The sequence below is a fragment of the Clostridium senegalense genome (assembly GCF_018916625.1).
Taxonomy (GTDB): Bacteria; Bacillota; Clostridia; order Clostridiales; family Clostridiaceae; genus Clostridium_J; species Clostridium_J senegalense.
Genome location: NZ_JAHLNC010000002.1, coordinates 324,009 through 343,704 on the forward strand (window position 1 = coordinate 324,009; position 19,696 = coordinate 343,704).

The 19,696-nt window shown below is 24.8% G+C and carries 15 protein-coding genes; 4 read left to right on the top strand and 11 right to left on the bottom strand.

Annotation, left to right across the window (positions count from 1 at the left end):
* Nucleotides 1-6: 6 nt before the first annotated feature.
* The 3 genes from KQI36_RS06710 to KQI36_RS06720 form a co-directional block, all read right to left on the bottom strand.
* Nucleotides 7-1,386: an MATE family efflux transporter gene (locus tag KQI36_RS06710; RefSeq protein ID WP_216450232.1), complete on the bottom strand. Its 1,380-nt coding sequence runs from the start codon at nucleotides 1,384-1,386 to the stop codon at nucleotides 7-9.
* 204 nt (nucleotides 1,387-1,590) lie between these two features.
* Nucleotides 1,591-3,675: a helix-turn-helix domain-containing protein gene (locus KQI36_RS06715; protein WP_216450233.1), complete on the bottom strand. Its 2,085-nt coding sequence runs from the start codon at nucleotides 3,673-3,675 to the stop codon at nucleotides 1,591-1,593.
* Between the two features lie 95 nt (nucleotides 3,676-3,770).
* On the bottom strand, nucleotides 3,771-4,271 hold the full coding sequence (locus KQI36_RS06720; RefSeq protein WP_216450234.1) for a nitroreductase family protein: 501 nt from the start codon (nucleotides 4,269-4,271) through the stop codon (nucleotides 3,771-3,773).
* A gap of 236 nt (nucleotides 4,272-4,507) precedes the next feature.
* On the opposite strand from KQI36_RS06720, the gene KQI36_RS06725 reads away from it, so the two are divergent.
* A complete protein-coding gene (locus KQI36_RS06725) occupies nucleotides 4,508-5,815 on the top strand; it encodes a putative DNA modification/repair radical SAM protein (RefSeq protein ID WP_216450235.1) in 1,308 nt (435 codons plus the stop codon).
* 29 nt (nucleotides 5,816-5,844) lie between these two features.
* The gene (locus KQI36_RS06730; RefSeq protein WP_216450236.1) at nucleotides 5,845-6,585 is read left to right on the top strand and encodes a TIGR03915 family putative DNA repair protein; all 741 of its coding nucleotides are present in this window, start codon (nucleotides 5,845-5,847) and stop codon (nucleotides 6,583-6,585) included.
* A gap of 26 nt (nucleotides 6,586-6,611) precedes the next feature.
* Here KQI36_RS06730 and KQI36_RS06735 read toward each other — a convergent pair whose 3' ends face one another.
* From KQI36_RS06735 to KQI36_RS06760, 6 genes are all read right to left on the bottom strand, one after another.
* Complete coding sequence (locus KQI36_RS06735) at nucleotides 6,612-8,756, bottom strand: EAL domain-containing protein (protein WP_216450237.1); 2,145 nt, start codon at nucleotides 8,754-8,756, stop codon at nucleotides 6,612-6,614.
* Between the two features lie 714 nt (nucleotides 8,757-9,470).
* Nucleotides 9,471-10,829, bottom strand: coding sequence for an MATE family efflux transporter (locus KQI36_RS06740; RefSeq protein WP_216450238.1), 1,359 nt, complete (start codon nucleotides 10,827-10,829; stop codon nucleotides 9,471-9,473).
* A 246-nt stretch (nucleotides 10,830-11,075) separates the two neighbouring features.
* Nucleotides 11,076-11,900, bottom strand: coding sequence for a MerR family transcriptional regulator (locus KQI36_RS06745; RefSeq protein WP_216450239.1), 825 nt, complete (start codon nucleotides 11,898-11,900; stop codon nucleotides 11,076-11,078).
* 43 nt (nucleotides 11,901-11,943) lie between these two features.
* The gene (murJ, locus tag KQI36_RS06750) at nucleotides 11,944-13,467 is read right to left on the bottom strand and encodes a murein biosynthesis integral membrane protein MurJ (protein ID WP_216450240.1); all 1,524 of its coding nucleotides are present in this window, start codon (nucleotides 13,465-13,467) and stop codon (nucleotides 11,944-11,946) included.
* A gap of 222 nt (nucleotides 13,468-13,689) precedes the next feature.
* Nucleotides 13,690-14,415, bottom strand: a complete 726-nt coding sequence (locus KQI36_RS06755; protein WP_216450241.1) for a lysoplasmalogenase — start codon at nucleotides 14,413-14,415, stop codon at nucleotides 13,690-13,692.
* Nucleotides 14,416-14,634: 219 nt separating this feature from the next.
* Nucleotides 14,635-15,099: a hypothetical protein gene (locus KQI36_RS06760; protein ID WP_216450242.1), complete on the bottom strand. Its 465-nt coding sequence runs from the start codon at nucleotides 15,097-15,099 to the stop codon at nucleotides 14,635-14,637.
* Nucleotides 15,100-15,279: 180 nt separating this feature from the next.
* On the opposite strand from KQI36_RS06760, the gene KQI36_RS06765 reads away from it, so the two are divergent.
* A complete protein-coding gene (locus KQI36_RS06765; RefSeq protein ID WP_216450243.1) occupies nucleotides 15,280-15,483 on the top strand; it encodes a heavy-metal-associated domain-containing protein in 204 nt (67 codons plus the stop codon).
* A gap of 95 nt (nucleotides 15,484-15,578) precedes the next feature.
* On the opposite strand, the gene KQI36_RS06770 is transcribed toward KQI36_RS06765, so the two are convergent.
* Nucleotides 15,579-17,129 carry a BCCT family transporter gene (locus KQI36_RS06770; RefSeq protein ID WP_216450244.1) on the bottom strand — a complete coding sequence of 517 codons (1,551 nt, stop codon included), beginning with the start codon at nucleotides 17,127-17,129 and terminating at the stop codon, nucleotides 15,579-15,581.
* A 489-nt stretch (nucleotides 17,130-17,618) separates the two neighbouring features.
* On the opposite strand from KQI36_RS06770, the gene KQI36_RS06775 reads away from it, so the two are divergent.
* Nucleotides 17,619-18,254 carry a GntR family transcriptional regulator gene (locus tag KQI36_RS06775; protein ID WP_216450245.1) on the top strand — a complete coding sequence of 212 codons (636 nt, stop codon included), beginning with the start codon at nucleotides 17,619-17,621 and terminating at the stop codon, nucleotides 18,252-18,254.
* Between the two features lie 51 nt (nucleotides 18,255-18,305).
* On the opposite strand, the gene KQI36_RS06780 is transcribed toward KQI36_RS06775, so the two are convergent.
* Entirely contained in the window at nucleotides 18,306-19,688 is a 1,383-nt protein-coding gene (locus KQI36_RS06780) for a PH domain-containing protein (protein WP_216450246.1), read from the bottom strand.
* Nucleotides 19,689-19,696: the final 8 nt, after the last annotated feature.

Below are 19,696 nucleotides of genomic sequence, written 5' to 3' on the forward strand. Positions count from 1 at the left end.
GCTAAATTATGAAAAATTCAAAGTTTCTTTTTCTCTTATATAAGCTTCTCTTTCTGATTCTAAAAGTGTACCAGCTTTCTTTATATAATAAAAACCAGTTACTGCTGAAATCAAATCACTTATAGGGAACGCTATCCAAGCACCACTTACTCCAATTAAATTAACTAATACTATAACTATTGGAATAAATAATATTAATTGTCTATATACAGAAAGTATTAAACTTGATTTTGCTTCTTCTATAGATTGATAGAAATATATAGCTACATAATATAATCCTACTACTGGGAATACTGCTATACACATTCTAAAAGCCTTTACTGCTTCATTTAATAAACTTTGATCTTGAAGAAAACTTCCTATTATAGGTCTTGTAAATATCATCATTAATGCCCACAATATAGTTGATGTAACAGATACAGCATATATAGCTTTTTTAACTATTTCTTTTAATCTTTTATAATTTTTGGCTCCATAGTTATATGCTGCAATTGGTTGCATAGCAGAACTTATTCCTATAACAGTTATAAATAAGAACATTGATAATCTACTTACAACACCAACAATTATTATTGCAGAATCACCACCATGTACAGATACTAAATTATTTAATAGCACTGCTACTACAGCATCTGAAATCTCTACTATAAATGTTGAAAATCCAATAGCAACTATTGCTTTTGTTATGTTAAAATTAAATTCAAATTTCAATTTAAGATTTAATGCTTTTTTCACTCTTGAAAATTTATATACCATAAATAAAAATGCTATTATTTGTGATATAACTGTAGAAATTGCCGCACCTTTAACTCCCATTGATAAGCTCACTACAAATATATAATCTATTATTGTATTACAAATAGCTCCTATAGATGTTGCAACCAATGTTATTTTAGTGTTTCCTAAGGCTGTCATAATGTAACAAGCAACTACCGTTAAAGATTGGAATAACCCACCAATCAATACAATACTTATATAACTTTCAGCATATGGATATATAGCCTCACTGGCTCCTAGTTTAGTTATTATATGCTCTTTAAATATGAATACTGTGATAGGTACAATAATAAGTAACATTATTGTTAATATGAATGCATTATTTATAGTTTGTTTTAATTTATTATAATCATTTTCTCCTAAAGACCTTGCTACTGCTGTAGAGGCTCCTATAGCTATTAGCAGTCCAATTGATATTAATAATCTTTGAACTGGGAATGCTATGGTAAGGGCTCCTATGGCATTAGCACCAACATACCTTCCTACGTAAAACGTATCAACCATGTTATAAAGCTCTGATACAAACAAAGATATAATTGCTGGTACTGCGAATTTTAAAAGTATTTTTCCAACTTTCCCTTCAGCAAACATCCTGTTGTCAAATCCCATTTTATCCACCTCATATTTTTTATATAATTCTCTATTTTAAATTCATCATTTTGTACTTTTTAATAAAAAATCATAAGTATTTTTTCCTATATTACTATTATATATGTACAAAACAACACCTGCACTCATTGATATGCTCTATAAAAAGTACATTTTTAAGGACTTTTAATTAAATTTTATTCAACAAAAAAGTACAAAAGCACATTAAAAAGGGTGCTTTTGTACTTTTCTTAGCAAAATTAATGTTGATCCATACCCATCTATCATAGGAGCTATATGAAATACATTAGTTTTTTTAGCATAATTAAATTTTATTTCAGGAAATGCTGATTTTCTTAAAAGTTCTATTTCATCTTCTTCAATCAAATTTGGTTTACCTAAATTTAACCAATAATTAAATGCAGAACCCTTTTTCTCTCCTATTTCATAAAAAGTCATTCTATAATCATAGTATAAATTAGTTATATTTAAAAAGAATTTTTTCTCTTTTACATTTTTGCTACCTCTTTTTTTATTAAACTCCTTTATATCTACTAACTTTTCTAATTCTTCACTATAGGTATATAGTAATATTTGATAATCATCACCACTAGAAGTAACTATATAGCCTTCTCCATAGCATATTAATGTATCACCTAATAGACTTAGTAAATAATAGGCATAATATGACGGCTTTTTTATACCGAAACCATTCATCATTCCTCTGTCTCCCATAAACAATTGACTATGGAAACTAGTTTCCTTTTGAATAACATCAACTACCTTCATGAAAACAGACTCTTTTTTCATTACAATTTTATTTATTATATAAGGTAGCATATAAGAAGTATCATATATTGGATTTATATTTTTATTTTCAAAATATAGATTTTCTTCTAATTGCAAGCTATACTGATTAGTAAATAAATCTATTATTTTTTCTTTTAAATCCTCTTCAATAGAATTATGAATTTGAAATCTCCATTTCTTAAATTCATAATTTCCATACTCCTCTGTAAAAAATTTAATAAATGCTTTCAACATATAAATTAAATTTTCATCTTCAAAATTTTCTTTTTCAATTACTATAAATGGTCTTAATTCTAAATCTAATATAAAATCCATTACTTGTTTAAGATACATAAAATTTATAAATTCACTATTTTCAAATATTCCAAGATGTTTCGAAAATAATTTTGTAAGTTTACCATACTGAAAGGTTATATTTTTTTGTATATCAGTTATATATTTTCTAAAGCTTTCTTTTAATAAATCATGGCCATGTCCTAAATATATAACTTCTTTATAAAAATGTTCAAAATCTCCTTGATTTTGTGACATATCAATATTTAATCTTATAATTTTTTCTTCATAATTATATCTTTCATAATCCTCTAAGTAATCTGATATACTTTCTAAAGTTTCATTATTTATCTCTAAGAATTGTATTTTCTTTATTTTCTCTAAATCTTTATCATCAATTTTATATTTTTTTCTATACTGCTTTGGTGTTAAGTTATAATGCTTTTTAAAATGTTTATTATAATATCTACTATGTGAAAATCCTACTTCTTCAGATATATCAGAAATAGTCATATCTGTATCTAACAATAATTTTAAAGATTCTTCAACTCTAACTAAGTTTACAAAGTCTTTAAAGCTAAGTCCCATAGTATTTTTAATTTCATGTGAAAGATAATGAGTACTTAAAAATTCCTTTTGTGCTATGTCTTGAAGACTTATTTTATTATTATAATTATTATATATATATTTTGCTATTCTATGATATCTTTGAAGTTGTTCTTCATTATCCTTTATTTCTTCTTTTTCATACATAAGATAATGAAAATTATTTATAAGATGATATATAAGTTCTATTAAATTTTCTTCTATAAACTCATCATAATCATCTTGCCTTTGAACTAATTCACAAAGAACCATAGATAAATATCTTCTAATTATATCGTACTTTTCTTCATTCTGTACTCCTTCATCTGATGAATTAACATAGAAAAATATATTTTCCATATCATCATAAAACTTTTCAAAGAATTTTAAATCAATGTGAAACATTAAGACTTTATTATCTTCATCATCACTAAATATCATATGTGCTTCTTCTGAATTTATTATTTCAATTTCTTTTTCTTCAACTTCATATGTTTCGGATTCAATAGTTACATTTATTTTTCCTTTTAATACAAATAAAATTTCTAAAGATTTATGCCAATGAATAGGATATTCACCAACATTAACCAAAGACACATCTACTGGAAGTTTATCTATATATGAAATATATTCAACTCTCATTTATTCTCCTTTTCTATTTAATAAAAATTGCTATAACTATATAATAATTATAGCAAAATTAATAAAAATGTGTCATTTAAATTTATAGTAAAGAATTAAATCCATTTTTCTGAGTGAATTTTCTTTTCTTCATAATTATATTTTAACTTTTCTTTTTCATTTTCATACCCTAAAGCTACTATAGCTACTGGTTTTATGTGATTAGGAACATTTAATAATCTACAAGCAGTTTTCATTCTTTCTTCTTCTGGATAAATTGCTATCCACACTCCACCTAGTTCTAAAGCCTCAATTGCTAACAACATATTTTCCATAGCTGCTGCACAATCTTGAAGCCAATACGCTTCCTTGTTTTGTTTTTCTACATCTGCACAAACAACAACTGCAGCTGCACAGTCTTCTAGCATTTGTGGAAGCTTATTCATTGTTTCTTTGTTTTTTACTACTATAAATTCTACACAATTAGTATTCATTGCTGATGGTGCTGCCATTCCACATTCCAAAATTTCTTTTATTTTTTCATCACAAACCAATTCATTAGTAAAGCTTCTTACACTTTTTCTATTTTTAATAATTTCTAAAACATTATTTGCCATAAAAATCATCCTTTCTTTATACCTTTACTAATTAGTTTGTATAATGTTTTATTTTTAATACTAGTTTGATTAAAATATATTTGTATTTTTATCCCCTTCCTAAATAACCCTAATTTTACTTTAAAAATATTTGAAATTTATTTTTGTTATTGGTATAATAATTTGATTTTAAAACACAGAATTTAATAATATAGTTATAATTGTAATTAATAGTATTTATACGGTGGTGATTTTATTTGGAAATTTTAGATAAGTTAAAAATACTTAGTGATGCTGCTAAATATGATGTTTCTTGTTCTTCAAGTGGAAGTAAAAGAAAGAATATTAATAACGGACTTGGAAATTGCAGTACAAATGGAATTTGTCATACATTTACTCCTGATGGAAGATGTGTTTCACTTTTAAAAATTCTTTTAACTAATTATTGTATTTATGACTGTGCTTATTGTATAAATAGAATTAGTAATGACATTCCTAGAGCTTTTTTTACCCCTGATGAAGTAGTTGACTTAACTATGAATTTTTATAAAAGAAATTATATAGAAGGTTTGTTTTTAAGCTCTGCTATTATCCAAAATGTAAATTATACTATGGAATTATTATTAAAGGTCACTAAAACATTACGAATTACTCATAAATTTAATGGATACATTCATGTTAAAGCTATTCCTGGTGCTGATGAAAAATTAATTGAAGAAACAGGTTTATATGCTGATAGAATGAGCGTTAATATAGAGCTTCCATCTTCTCAAGGATTAAAGCTTCTAGCACCTCAAAAGAATAAGGATAGCATATTAAAACCTATGTCTCTTATAAAAAAGCAAATAATTCATTCAAAAGAAAATAGCAAATTATTTAAGAATGCTCCCAAATTCGTTCCCGGTGGTCAAAGTACACAGCTTATTGTTGGTGCTACCAATGATAATGATTATGATATTCTAAAACTTTGTGAAAATTTATATAAAGGCTATAATTTAAAAAGAGTTTATTATTCTGCATATGTACCTGTTAATCAAACACCAAATCTCCCTAATATAAAAGAACCACCACTTATAAGAGAAAATAGGCTTTATCAAGCAGATTGGCTTTTGCGTTTTTATGGGTTTAAAGCAGATGAAATTCTTAATAAAGATAATCCTAATTTTCATGATAAACTAGATCCTAAAACTTTCTATGCACTTAATAATCTTTATTTATTTCCCGTAGAGATAAATACTGCACCTTATGAACTTCTTTTAAGGGTTCCAGGTATAGGTATAAAATCTGCTAAACGAATAATTTTAACAAGAAAAGTTGGATTTTTAGATTTTCATGATTTAAAAAAATTAGGAATTGTTTTAAAAAGAGCTCAATATTTTATAACTTGTAAGGGAAAGTATTATGGTGATGTTGATCTTGATAAAGAAAAAATTGAAAACAGATTAGTTTTAAAAGAAAATCAAATAATAAAAAATGATAATTATGAGCAACTTTCTTTATTTTCAAAGTTACCTAGTATACCTAATTCTGAAGATAAAGTTAAAATAATAACTGGTCAAATTTAAAGCAATAAAAAATGGTAGGTGAATTGTTTATGAACATATATATTTTTGATGGGTCTTTTGAAGGCTTTTTGACTTGCATCTATCATAGTTATTATGATGATATTAAACCTAATAACATCATAGTAACCACAAATTACATTCCGAATCTTATAGATAGTTTTATAAATATAATTACTGACTTAGATAAATCTTCAAAAGTTTATACTGCAATGGAAAATACTTTTACTAATGAAACAATAAAAAATATTATGCATGTATTTCTTAGCAATGATGAAGAAAAATATTGGATACTGCACAATTATATAAGATTAGCTTTTAAATTTAAAAAAGATGTAGATATGTACTTAAATAATGATACTATCTTAAAAATTTCTAAGATTTCTAGAAATGTAAAATTAGAAGCTCATCGTTTTACTGGCTTTGTACGTTTTAAAGATTTAGGTAATAATAAATTTTATGCTTCTATAGAACCTGATAATAATATTTTAATTCTTATAGCCTCTCATTTTACTCATAGATTTAAAAATCAAAGTTTTATAATACATGATATTAAAAGAGAATTAGCACTTATATATAATGGCGAAAAATATTTTATAGATTTTTTTAGTAAAACAAATTATGAATTAGCAAACAAAATTAATGATATGTTCTTCGAAGATTTATGGAAAGCTTACTATACTTCTGCTTCTATACAAAGCAGGAAAAATCCAAAGCTTCAGCATAGGCAAATGCCTAAAAGATATTGGAAATATTTAATTGAAACAAACTAAAACGATAGAGCTAAAAAATATTAGCTCTATCGTTTTTTAGAAATATTTTCTTTTTTTAAAAATGTAATAGTGTCATTAAAACTCATTGGTTTTGCATAATAATATCCTTGAACTATATCACAGCAATGTTTTTTTAAATAATTTATTTGCTCTTCTTTTTCTACTCCCTCAGCAATAACTAAAAGATTCAAACTATGTGCAAGCTTTATTAGTCCCTCTATAATTCTTTCACTTTTTTCGTTTACCCCTATATCATCAATAAAACTTTTATCTATTTTTAAGCAATCTAAATTTAATATCTTCAAATACTTTATAGGTGATAAACCAACTCCAAAATCATCTAATGATATACTTATTCCATAATCATGAATATTATCTAAAATAGCTAAATTTTTTTCTAATGCATCCATTATTAGACTCTCTGTTATTTCTAATTCTATAAATTTAGGTTTTAAATTATATTTTTTTAATGTATCTTTTAAAAATTCTGTTAGTAATTTGTCTTCCAACTGTATTTTAGATAAATTCACAGATATTTTAAAATCATCGTATCCATTCTCAAGAAGTTCCTTACATTTTTTACAAGCTTCTTCAAAAACAAATCTTCCAATAGGAATTATCAACTTAGTACTTTCAGCAACTGGTATAAATTTGCTAGGTGGTATAACTCCTTTTTTTCCGTGATTCCATCTTAACAAAGCCTCTAACCCTATTGTCTTTTCATCTTTAATATTTATCTTAGGCTGAAAAACTACATACATTTCATTTTTATTTATAGCTTTTACTAAATCTTGTTCCATATTAAAGATTCTATTTACTTCATCACATTTATCTACTTCAAAAATACTAAAAGTATTTTTTCCTATACTTTTAGATTTAAACATAGCAATATCTGCTTTATAGATTAAATCACTAATCATTGCCCCATGATCTGGATAAATTGCTATACCAACATTTACACTAACAAAAAAATCTTTTTTATCTATTTTTAATGGATATTTAAATAAATCAATTACTTTTTTTGCATTTTCTTTTATACTCATATATCCAGTAAAATCTTCATATAAAATAAAAAATTCATCTGCGTTGTATCTAAATACTGTATCCTTTTTATCTACTCCACTTTTAATCTTTTCCCCTACAGCTTTTAATAATTTATTACCAAAATCATATCCTAACTTATCATTAATTTCCTTAAAATCATCAATATCTACAAGCATTAAAGTCATTTTTTCTTTTACTTTTGTTGAATTCTCCATATCTTTTTTCATTAAAATTTCTCTTAAAAAAAATTTATTTGGAAGTTCTGTGATATCGTCAATATATCTTATTTGTGAATATTTTCTTTTTTCTTCTTTTTCTCTTGTTATATCCTTTACTGAAACATAAAGTTTATCTTTATTACCTAAATTATCTAAATTAGCTTGTCCTCTAATTTCTATCCATTTTTCATTATTTCTTTTATTTATTAACCTAAACTGATTGTAATAATATATCTCACCACTTTTTAAAAACTCATTAAAAGACTTAATATATTTTAATGTATCATCTTTAGTGAAATATTCAATACATTGATTCAAAGAATTTATTTTTTGGTTTAAATTTAATTCATCTAATACTGCATTAATTGATGGACTCATTTTAATTTTTTTATTTTTCGTATCTATATTTATTACTCCATCAATTCCTCCACCTATGTATGGATAAGAACTTTCTTTACTTTTATCAAACCATAGGTTTTCATACTGTTTAAATTTATCTATATATTCTACTATTATCTTTTCATCATGTATATTTCTATAACTTATACCACTAGTAATTAATTTTCCTACTGTTCCATCAGCTCTTATTATTCTATATTCATTAGAAAATTTCTTTTTATCATCAGAAACAATATCCTTTAAAATTTTATCAAAAGAATACTCTACATCATCAGGATGTATAAATTGTTTCCAAAACTCTATATCATCCTTTTTTTTATAATATTTTTTAATTCCTAAAATATCGTATCCTATAAAGTTTATATTAAATTCTTTAGTATTTATATTCCATTCCCATAAAATCTCATCGTAACTTTGTATAGTTTCTTCCGATTTTACCTTGTAATTTTTTTTTATATTGTTGTATTGCTTATTTAAGTAACAATTATAAGCCTTATTATAAAAAATCATATAATAACACCTCATATTTTTATACCACAATTTATATTTCAAAATAGATTTTCTAGTTTTTATTCTACATCCTCTTTTGAAATACCTTTGAAAAATTTAATTAATAAAATTATTCATTAAAAGTTTATTAATATACTAGAGTTTAAGTTTATTACTCTGTCAATAATATCTATATTAATTATTATTTTAAAAATGCCTTAACTATACCCTTAATATTAACTTTACAACTATTTAAATTAAAATCTAACTAAAAAAATTTTATTCTCTAAAAAAAATTATCTTTTTTTTGTGAAAGATTTTTAAATGACGTTTAAACTTAATTGTTGTAAACTTTATATATAATCAATAATATATTCTTTAACCCATACTAAAAGCTAATTTAATTTTAACTAACTATAATTCTAATCGTTTTTCTATATCTTAGTCATATATCTATTTATATATTTTAATACTAAAATTTTTTCTTTTTAAAAATTCTCTTCCTTAATATATAATAGATATATATTAAAATTTTATAATTAAATCTTATTCCAAAATTATGAATTTAGAGAGGTATTTCTATGAAACACATTAAAAAAATAAAAAAAATAAAGAAAACTATTAAAAAGCTTAAAAATAAGGTTATTAAAAAGAAGACCATTAAAAAGAAAAAAATTATAAAGAAAAAATAACTAGCCTATAACTGGCTAGTTATTTATTTTATATTTACTACTATTAATTTAAGCTATAACTACTTTCTTTTTCAACTTCCATATCTGTCTTTTTTACACACATTATTGCAATCGCAATACTAGCTAATTCTGATATTGGTATAGTTGCCCAAACTCCATTTATTCCAAAAACTTTTGGTAATACTAACAATGAAATCAATACAAATACAATACCTCTACACATTGAAACTAATGTAGATGATTTAGAACTTTCTATTGATTGAAAATATGAAACCATAGATATGTTTGATCCCATAAATAAAAATGCTACAAAATAAATACCAATTCCATTAACTGTTATCGCTGTAAGCTTCTCATTTCCTCTACTAAATAGCCCTACTATTAACTCTGGAAATAAAAATCCTATTCCATAGAAAACTACTCCAAAAGAAAATGCTGTTATCACACCTAATTTCAAAGCTTTTTTAGCCCTATCATATTGTTGAGCTCCATAATTTATACTTATTATTGGTTGAATAGCTTGAGCTATACCATTAAATATAGCTACACATATAAGCGATATATTTGCAATTATACTATATGAAGATACACCAATTGAACCTATTAAATTACCTATAACCATATTAAATGCAAATATTATTAATCCATTTGACATTTCCATTATGAAACTTGGAAACCCATTTTTAAATATTCTTTTTAAAATTTCTATATCTATTTTTAAATTATCAACAGTAACTTTTAATGTATTATTTCCTCTTATAAAATGAGTACTTAAAAGTGCTATCGTTACTACTGGAGACATTGTAGTCGCTATTGCTGCACCCTTCATTCCCCATCCTAAAATAAATATAAATATATAATCAAATATTACATTAGCCATATTACCTGCAAGCATACTCCACATTGCAAGTTTAGGACTTTTATCATTACGAACAAAAATTGCCAAAGTATTAGCCATTAAAAATGCCCAACTAAACCAAACAATTACCCCTAGATAACTTTTTACCATTGAAAAAATTTCTTCAGTTGCACCTAAGCCATAGCATAACTTATTTATAAATAATACAGATAAAACAGTTATTATTGATCCTATTAAAATATTAACTAATATAGATACAGTAAATATTCTATTTACCCTATCATATTCTTTTTTACCCATGGATACTGAAACTGCTGTCGCTCCACCTATTCCTAATAACAAAGCCATTGCTGAAAAAACGTTAAATATAGGTATTACTATATTTAATGCAGCAAGACCAGTACTTCCTACCCCTCTTCCTACAAATATTGTATCGAATAAAATATTTAAAGATAATCCTATCATTCCTGCAATGCTTGGGATTAAATATTTTATAAATATTTTTTTTACATCATCTTTTAATAAATCTACTCTTTTCCCCATAACAATTCCTCCTCTAATTAAATTAATATATCTAAACGTGCATCTAAAATTGCTTTAGAACACTTTATTTATGCGCCAAGAGGTATTGTAAAGGTTATAGCGACTATAATGTCAAGATATTTTTTTCGAAAGAATTATGTGCTTTTATTTTATTCTTTTATCGCATAATTAACCCTATTCTGAATTTAATATTTTCATAAAAAAATAGCTAAAAGTAATTAAATAAATTCACTTTTAGCTATTTTTTTAAATATTATTAAATTCAACTGGTATTTGCATTTCTTTTATGTATTCATCACTGTAATCTGAAAAAGTTATATCTATTATTGTTATCATTACTCCATCGCCATTTATGTTGTAATTATTATCTTTTATGAATTGCATTAACTTATTAAAATACTTTTCTTCATCATCTCCAGTATATGTAATAGTCGCATATGTACCTTTTTTTAAAACTTTAATATAGTCTTCTTTGATATTGGCATTTTCAACTAATAGTCCTACTGCATCTAAATACTTATAATTTCCATTTAATATGTTTTCTTTAGATATTATTGAGCAAATTCTACTATTAAAAATGTAATTGTCATATTTAACTTTTTTGTATAATTCTTTCAATCCATATTCAAAATTCACACTATTCCCACCGTTTTTTAAATTGTATGATATAACTTTTCTTGACTCAATTTCTCTAAAAGAACATGTGTATAAATTATCATTATCTCTATAATATTCAACTATATTAATTTTTTCTCTAACATTTTTTAAATGCTTATTTAAAATATTTATTTCTTTTTTTAAAATTTTTTCATGTTCCTTTAATAAATCTACCATTTTATTTAGGTCTCTATCATGAAAATATGCTTTAATCTCTTCTAAAGAAACTCCTAATTTTTTAAAAAATAATATAGAATCTAACATTGGAAATTGTTCTACATCATAATATCTATATTGATTCTCTTCATCTATGTGTTGTGGCTTAAAAAGTCCTATTTTATCATAATATCTAAGAGTTTGAGTTGATACATTATGTAACTTTGCCATTTCTCCAATTAAAATTTTATTTTTCATTTAAAATTCACCCTTATACCTTTTGCTTTTGTTAAGTTTATATTTAACTTTTAATTTTAGATTTTATATATATAATAATCTCTTCAAATTCAGATACTTTAAACACTTTTAACAATAAACCATAAATAACTACACCTATTATGATAGATATACCTATTGCTAGTAACATATTAATCTCATACATGAAATCATAAGACAGTTTAACTATAGCTCCCATTATTAATGAAGCAATAAATATTTTTAACGTCGGTTTAAATATAGGTTTAGTCTCTATGTTTTTTATTTTTTGTTTTACACTTCCAAATAACAATATAGTGGCTACTATTGCAGCTAATGAAGTTGATAACGCTAGTCCTTTTAACCCTAGTTTTTCTATGAATAATAAACTTAATATTATGTTTATTATTACAGCTATTATTCCATTTATTGTAGATTTTTTTGTATCTTGAGCTGCATATAATGATTTATTAAATATATCTCTAAGCCCAAAAAAAGGTATACCAATTGCATAATAAGCAAGTGCAGAAGCAGTCATTTCTACGCTTCTATCATCGAATATTCCATGTTTAAATATTACAGTTATAATAGGTGTACTAAGTACTATTAATCCTATTGTACATGGAAATAATATCATATTCATATTATTTATACCCTTTTCCATATAAAATTTGAATTTTTCTCCATCATCTTCACTTATAGCCATAGACATAGTTGGAAAAATAACAGTTATTATAGCCACTGCAAAAGTAGCATAAATAACATCGGATACTCTTTGACCATAAACCAATGCAGATATTCCTCCATTAGCTATGCCTGATGCTAATGTTTGATCCACTAGTTTATTTATTTGATTCGCAGATGCTCCAATTATTACTGGCAAAATCAACATTAGCATTTTTTTTATTCGTTTATCTCTTAAATTTAATATAGGTTTAAATCTAAATCCATGTTTATACAAAAATGGAATTTGAGCTAACGCCCTAAGTGCAGCTCCAATAACTGTTGCAATTGTTAACCCATATACACCACCATTTGCACCAAATAATATGTAAACTATAACCGGAATATTAAATATAAGTCCAACAATTGTTGGTCCTAAAAAATCATCCATAGTTTGAAGTATAGCAGTATACCCTGAGTGCATAATTAAAAACACTAAAGTTACAACACTAATTCTAGTAAGATTTACCGCTAAGTTAAAAGTTTTACTATCTGCATTTAACGCCATAATCTTTACAATCGCCGGAGAAAATATAACGCCTAAAATAATTAGTATTATTCCTAATACCGTTGTTATATTCATAATATTATTTGCAAAATCAAACATTTCTTCTTTACCTTTTTTATTTAAGGTATCACTCAGTATTGGAATAAATGTTGTTGTAATAGCTAATGCAATCATAATAAATAAAAAGTCCGATACATTCATAGCTATATTATAAGCATCTGTCTGATAGGTAGTTCCAAAAGCACTTCCCACTAATGCATCTCTTAAGAATCCTATAGCTTTATTTATAAGTGTCATAATCATAATGACCGTAGCAGCTTTTGCTAATCTTTTTTTCATAATTTCCTCCAAATGCTTTTCTTATCACTTCCATAATATTATACACTATAGACAAACTTTTCTTCTACTATACTATATGGAAATAAACTCAAATTTTAATTTACACAAAAGAGGGGTTGTATCAAAATTAAGTTTAAAAAACTTCATTTTGGTACCCCCCTTCTATTCCCATTATATATTTAAATGTTTCTAAATCCACTAATCACTACGTTTATTTAAATTTTATAAAACTAGTAGATAATTATAAACTATACAAATTTGAGCAATAACATAAGTTATCCAAACCCAAATGGATTGATTTTTAAGACCTATCTCCTTTATTTCTGATAAAGATATTATAAAATCTGAAATCATAAATATAGTTGCCCCTATAGTTAAAATAATAAATTCCCCTTTAGATTCTATTGCTAAATTTAATGATAAAAACATCATAGTTGATATAAGAATTGAATAAATTAAGCTAATAAAATTAAATTTTTTACTTCTTGTATTGTTATAAACAAACTTTTTCCATACACCTGAAATCACTATATAACCTATAATAAAAATTAAAATCAGTCCACCAAATTCATATTGAAAAATCTTAGTGATTTCTATATAACTTAATATATAAAGTATATGTGCTAGTGAAAAAAACGTCATACCTAACATTAACCTATCTTTTGATTTTATAAGCTTTGCCATTACCATATCCCCAATTGCTGAAAAAGTCATTCCTAAAAATATGAACATTAAATATGTTTTTAAATTTTCATTATTATTTGTTTCCCAAAAAACGAAAGCCACTATTATCATTGAAAAACTAAATAACATTTTTATGAAAGTATGAAGTTCACCATTGGTTTTTCCTTCTTTTTTGCATCTAATCGCTACATAAACACTATCTAAAATTATAACTATAAACTGCAATATTGGAATTAATAAAAATATCCGTTTTGCTACCAACAAAAAATTCACCTCCATTTATTTTAACTACTCTATAGGGGTTTAAACTAGGCTTTAAAGTTATTCATTTATCAAATTAGAAAGTTTTAATTAATGTTTTCCCAATAACTAACATATTATTTTAGTTGAAAGTTAAGAGTGAATAGTTATTGAATAAATTTAAATTAGAGCTTGTTTACCTATACTTATAAATAAATTACTTTAATATATAAACCACTTTAATTATAATCCTGTCTCTGTCTCTTCTTCTATAACTTCTTCTTCTCTCAATTGATTAGTCATCTTACCTATAGTAAAAAAAGTAATAAATTCTTTCCATGTTATAGGTAATATTATTGCATACGCTACTGGATATATCTCATTTTTATTTTTTACATATGCAATATTAACAAAGAACTTTATACTTCTAAAATAAATATCATCGCCTTGTTCAATTGTTTCAGCATCCACATCTAATTCTCCTAAATCCTCTAACCCTTCAAAATTTCCATTTTTATATTTATTAACCCAATACAAAAGTATTATAAAAAAATATTCTATAGTTATACCAAACTGAATATCAATAGCTACATTTCTTATAGGCGCAATGAAAATAGCTTGTATGGATGATAATAATTGTTCTTCCTCACTACCTAAAGCATTTTGCAATTGTCTACTTGGAATATTTCTTATTCTGCCTGTTCCCATTTTAAATTCCTTTTGTGTTATTTTTTATTTTATTTCTTATTAATATACTATTTCAAGCTTAATAATTTTATGAATTCTTTAATGCTTCAATAAGGATAATTTTTAATTATTTACTTAATACTATAACTGAAATCTATTTTAAAACTATTATTAAAATTAATTTATGAAAGGAGAGTTATAATGAATAAACTACATTACAATGTTTCTGGCATGGCAAATTCAGAAAGTAAAACTAAAATTAAAAATTCATTAACTAAAATAGAGGGTATTCAACAAATCGCAGTTGATCTTGCAAGAGGATCCGTAGAAATTGAATATAATTCACCTGCTACTGAGGATGAAATAAAAACTTGTATTGAAAATACAGGTTTTTCAATACAGTAATTTTAGATAAAAATAGGCAGTAATTTTAAAATTACTGCCTACTTTTATTAATATCTATTTTGAAATGTACTTTAATATTTATAAATATTAATTATTTAACTCTGTGATTCTACTTTTTTCACACTTATTTTTTTACTTTTTAAACTTTCATTTTCTTCTACTGCATATAGCTCCTTAGTAAAAGCTACAATTACAATCAACATTATAATACCAAATGGCAATGCCATAACTATTGATGCACTTTGCACCATAGCAAGCCCTCCAGCAAAAAGCAGTACTATAGTTATTCCTGCTTGCATCATTCCTAATACTATTTTTTTAGAATTTTTAACTTCTGTATTTCCATTTGATGTTATCATTCCCAAAACGTAAGTTGCAGAATCTGCACTAGTTATAAAAAATGTAAACAGTAAAATTACAGCTATTATTGACATTATCCACCCTAATTGATAAGTTTCAAAAATCATAAATAAGGCAGTTTCAACTTTTTCTATAGCAACTGTTCCAACATCTAACGGTGCATTAACACCCAAAGTTCCAAATACATTCATCCAAATAATACAAAAACCAGCTGGAACAAACAATACTCCTCTTATAAATTCTTTTATAGTTCTACCTTTAGAAACTCTGGCTATAAATATTGCTACTGATGGAGCCCATGCAATCCACCATCCCCAATAAAATATAGTCCATTTTCCATACCATTCACCTTTTACAAAGATATTATTATTAGTAGTAACAAGTTCTACCGCATACCCTTTTAATCCTAAAATTAAATTATTAAACATATCACTAAATGGTCCTATAATGATTGCCATAACTAAAAATATTCCTGCTAAAATCATATTGGTATTAGATAATATTTTTATCCCTTTATTTACACCTGTACAAGCAGATATTAAAAATAACACTGTTATTATTGATATTATTATTATCTTTACAACATTGTTATCTGGTACTCCAAATAAATAATTTAGACCACTATTAACTTGAAGAGTCCCCATACCAAGAGACGTAACTATTCCTGCCATCGTTGCTAATACAGTAAATATATCAACAATTTTTCCTAACATTCCATTAGCTCTTTCCTCACCTATTAAAGGTATTAATAAACTACTGATAAGTATGGGTTTTTTTCTTCTAAAATGCATATATGCTAGTGCTAATGCCAAAACTGAATAACATGCCCATGCGGATATCCCCATATGAAGAAATGATTTGGTAAAAGCAAATTCCTTTGCCTCTGGTGTTGCCCCTTGAAGGTTTAACGGTTTAATATAATGTGTTAATGGTTCTGCTACTCCCCAAAAAACTAGTCCTATTCCAATTCCTGCACTAAAAAGCATGCAGAACCAAGTTAAATTTGAAAATTCTGGTTTTGAATCGTCATCTCCAAGCTTTACATCTTTAAATTTGCTAAATGCTATCCATATACAAAATAAAAAGAATATAAGCATAAGTCCACAATAAACCCATGAAAATTTATCTATTATTATTGAATATATTAAATTTACCCCATTTTCTAAACTAGTTCTAAAAAATACTCCACAAAATACTACCAATATAGCAAATACTATAGAACTAATATAGACTATATTATCTTTTAAAAAATTTTTATTAATATTTTTTTCTTTTTTATAAATCATAAAATTTATCTACCCCCTAAGTGAAATCTTACTTTTTTTATAAAGTTGTCAGTTTTGCGAATAAAAAAGTAACTTAATTTCAATATATTAAGTTACTTACTTTTTTGTTCTGACACATTCATGTTAACACATAAGTTGTCATAATGCAAATTGTCCCATTCTATCTTTATATTAATTTTACATCTTATATTTTTTATGATAAAATTTAAAATTGTGTGAGCATATATGGTTCTAAAGTTTTTTCCAATTTAAATATTAGGAATTGTATATTATAAATAGTAGCTATATATACAGTAATTATATGCTTGAACATAGTTTGAATTCAATCATATAATTTAGAATAAAGAATTTTTTAATTAATAAATAAATTAAAGTTCAAACTTATTTAAACTATATAATTATTATTCTAATTTCACTTTTAAATTAGATTTTTAATAAATTTATAACATTTAATTTCTATAGTATAATTTAGGGGAGTGCATATCTATAATGACAAAAAAAGTGAAAATTCCAAACTACATAAGAATTGCTACTGATATAGCTCATAGAATAGTTAAAAATGAATTTACTGAAGGTAGCAAAATAACAGGTAGAACAACACTTGTAAGTATTTACCAAGTTTCGCCTGAAACTATCAGAAGATCCATTGCATTACTTAAAGATATGGATGTTGTTACAGTAAATGAGAAAAGTGGAATAATAATAAATAGTAGGAAAAAAGCTGTTGATTTTTTAAATAAATTTAAAACTCAATCTGATTTTAACAACTTAAAATCAGAAACTTTTGAACTATTAAATGAAAAGAAAAAAATTGATGATGAAATTGAACAAAAATTAAATTCTATAATAAAATTTGCCACTCAACTTCGTAATGTAGGTACAATAATTCCCTTTGAAAGTACTGTACCTGTTGACAGTTCTATAATTGGCAAAAGTATCGGTGAGCTTAATTTTTGGCATCATACAAAAGCTACGATAATTGGTGTAAAACGTGATAATGAAACATTTCTATCTCCTGGACCTTATTTTACATTGTTAGCTAGAGATATTTTAATTTATGTAGGCAATGATGAGGTTTTAGAAAATGTTGAAAATTACATGATTAATCCATTTAATCTAATATAATATAAAAGTTTCTATGCTTTATTATAACCATAGAAACTTTTCATAGGATTTTTACATGTATTTATCTATTTTTTTATAAACTTCTTTTGTTTTATTTTCATCCTCAAAATTTATGAATATATATTGTCCATTATTATACTTTATTCTTATAACTTGATTTTTATCATTTAAAACATACAATCTTACATTTCCATAACCATCTGTTTTAAAACTTCCAATTTTAACATTTCCTATAGCAGCTCCATTAGTTCTTAACATACACTTAGGCATTTTTTCTATTGTAACTTCCTCTATTTCATTATATTTTATATTATCTGAGTAAATCATTGATCCAGTTATACTTATACTATCTTCTGTTATATCAATATCCATTTTTTTCATATTGTATGAAAGTAAAAACACACCTAAAACTGTAGCCATTAGAACTGCTATTATAATTGTTGTTATTATTTTAGCTCCTGTTTTGGCATAGTTCATATCTATTCCTACTCCAGCTCTTGATTCAACCATTAAAGCTGGATCCATTGGATTATAATAAAACATTCCACCTATATACAAGTCATCATCATCTCTATTTATCATAGCTGAATCTTCTGTTATCATTTCTCCATAATTAACATTTTTATTGCTGTTTATTTTTTTTACATATATAAATATGAATATAATTGGTATAGTACTGATTACAATAGATATAATTAATACTACACTTTCATTAATTATATCTATCGTATTTAAAATAATGAGACTATTTATTATACTTGTAACAGCTATACTCCATGCTATTATATCATTTATAAATTTTCTTTTTAAAATAGCTTTATCCTTTATTACTTCAAGTGGACCACCATTTAAATTTTGTTTTACTTTCAAAACTTTATTATATAAAACTAATCCTAAAATTACTGTTAAAAACTGAATTATAACTAGATAATACATATTAGTAGCTTTAAACTTTATGAGTATAGCTAAATCAATGAAAGTTATAACAAAACATATAATATAAATTGCTAAAGTTTTATTACTCTTTGATTTTTTTCTAAATTTTAAATCTACAATAATGCTTTTATCTTTTAAAAGATCTTTCCAATTATTATTTTTCTTTATATCTTTAATAACCTTATATGCTTTATAATAGGATATTTGTATAATACCTATACCACAAAATGCATTTATTAATATAATGACAGGCTGATATTCCTCATTTACCAAAAACAATACAGTCATTAATATGATTGTAAATATAGTATAGCTAATAACTAAATTTCTTCTATATTTCTTACATGCTTTAATTATTTCTTTATCTTTTTCATAACCATAAGGTATTCTAATACCAAAACATACCGTCTTGTCTCCCATTGAGCTTTGACTTAAAAGTCCACATCCCATCATTATCACTGACATAAATATGTTAAATATGAAAAAAAATATACTCATAATTTCAT

Bases quoted from the DNA above. Each gene is read 5' to 3' on its own strand.
- KQI36_RS06710 (WP_216450232.1), bottom strand. From the start codon at position 1,386: ATGGGATTTGACAACAGGATGTTTGCTGAAGGGAAAGTTGGAAAAATA.
- KQI36_RS06715 (WP_216450233.1), bottom strand. From the start codon at position 3,675: ATGAGAGTTGAATATATTTCATATATAGATAAACTTCCAGTAGATGTG.
- KQI36_RS06720 (WP_216450234.1), bottom strand. From the start codon at position 4,271: ATGGCAAATAATGTTTTAGAAATTATTAAAAATAGAAAAAGTGTAAGA.
- KQI36_RS06730 (WP_216450236.1), top strand. From the start codon at position 5,845: ATGAACATATATATTTTTGATGGGTCTTTTGAAGGCTTTTTGACTTGC.
- KQI36_RS06735 (WP_216450237.1), bottom strand. From the start codon at position 8,756: ATGATTTTTTATAATAAGGCTTATAATTGTTACTTAAATAAGCAATAC.
- KQI36_RS06740 (WP_216450238.1), bottom strand. From the start codon at position 10,829: ATGGGGAAAAGAGTAGATTTATTAAAAGATGATGTAAAAAAAATATTT.
- KQI36_RS06745 (WP_216450239.1), bottom strand. From the start codon at position 11,900: ATGAAAAATAAAATTTTAATTGGAGAAATGGCAAAGTTACATAATGTA.
- murJ (WP_216450240.1), bottom strand. From the start codon at position 13,467: ATGAAAAAAAGATTAGCAAAAGCTGCTACGGTCATTATGATTATGACA.
- KQI36_RS06760 (WP_216450242.1), bottom strand. From the start codon at position 15,099: ATGGGAACAGGCAGAATAAGAAATATTCCAAGTAGACAATTGCAAAAT.
- KQI36_RS06765 (WP_216450243.1), top strand. From the start codon at position 15,280: ATGAATAAACTACATTACAATGTTTCTGGCATGGCAAATTCAGAAAGT.
- KQI36_RS06770 (WP_216450244.1), bottom strand. From the start codon at position 17,129: ATGATTTATAAAAAAGAAAAAAATATTAATAAAAATTTTTTAAAAGAT.
- KQI36_RS06775 (WP_216450245.1), top strand. From the start codon at position 17,619: ATGACAAAAAAAGTGAAAATTCCAAACTACATAAGAATTGCTACTGAT.
- KQI36_RS06780 (WP_216450246.1), bottom strand. From the start codon at position 19,688: ATGAGTATATTTTTTTTCATATTTAACATATTTATGTCAGTGATAATG.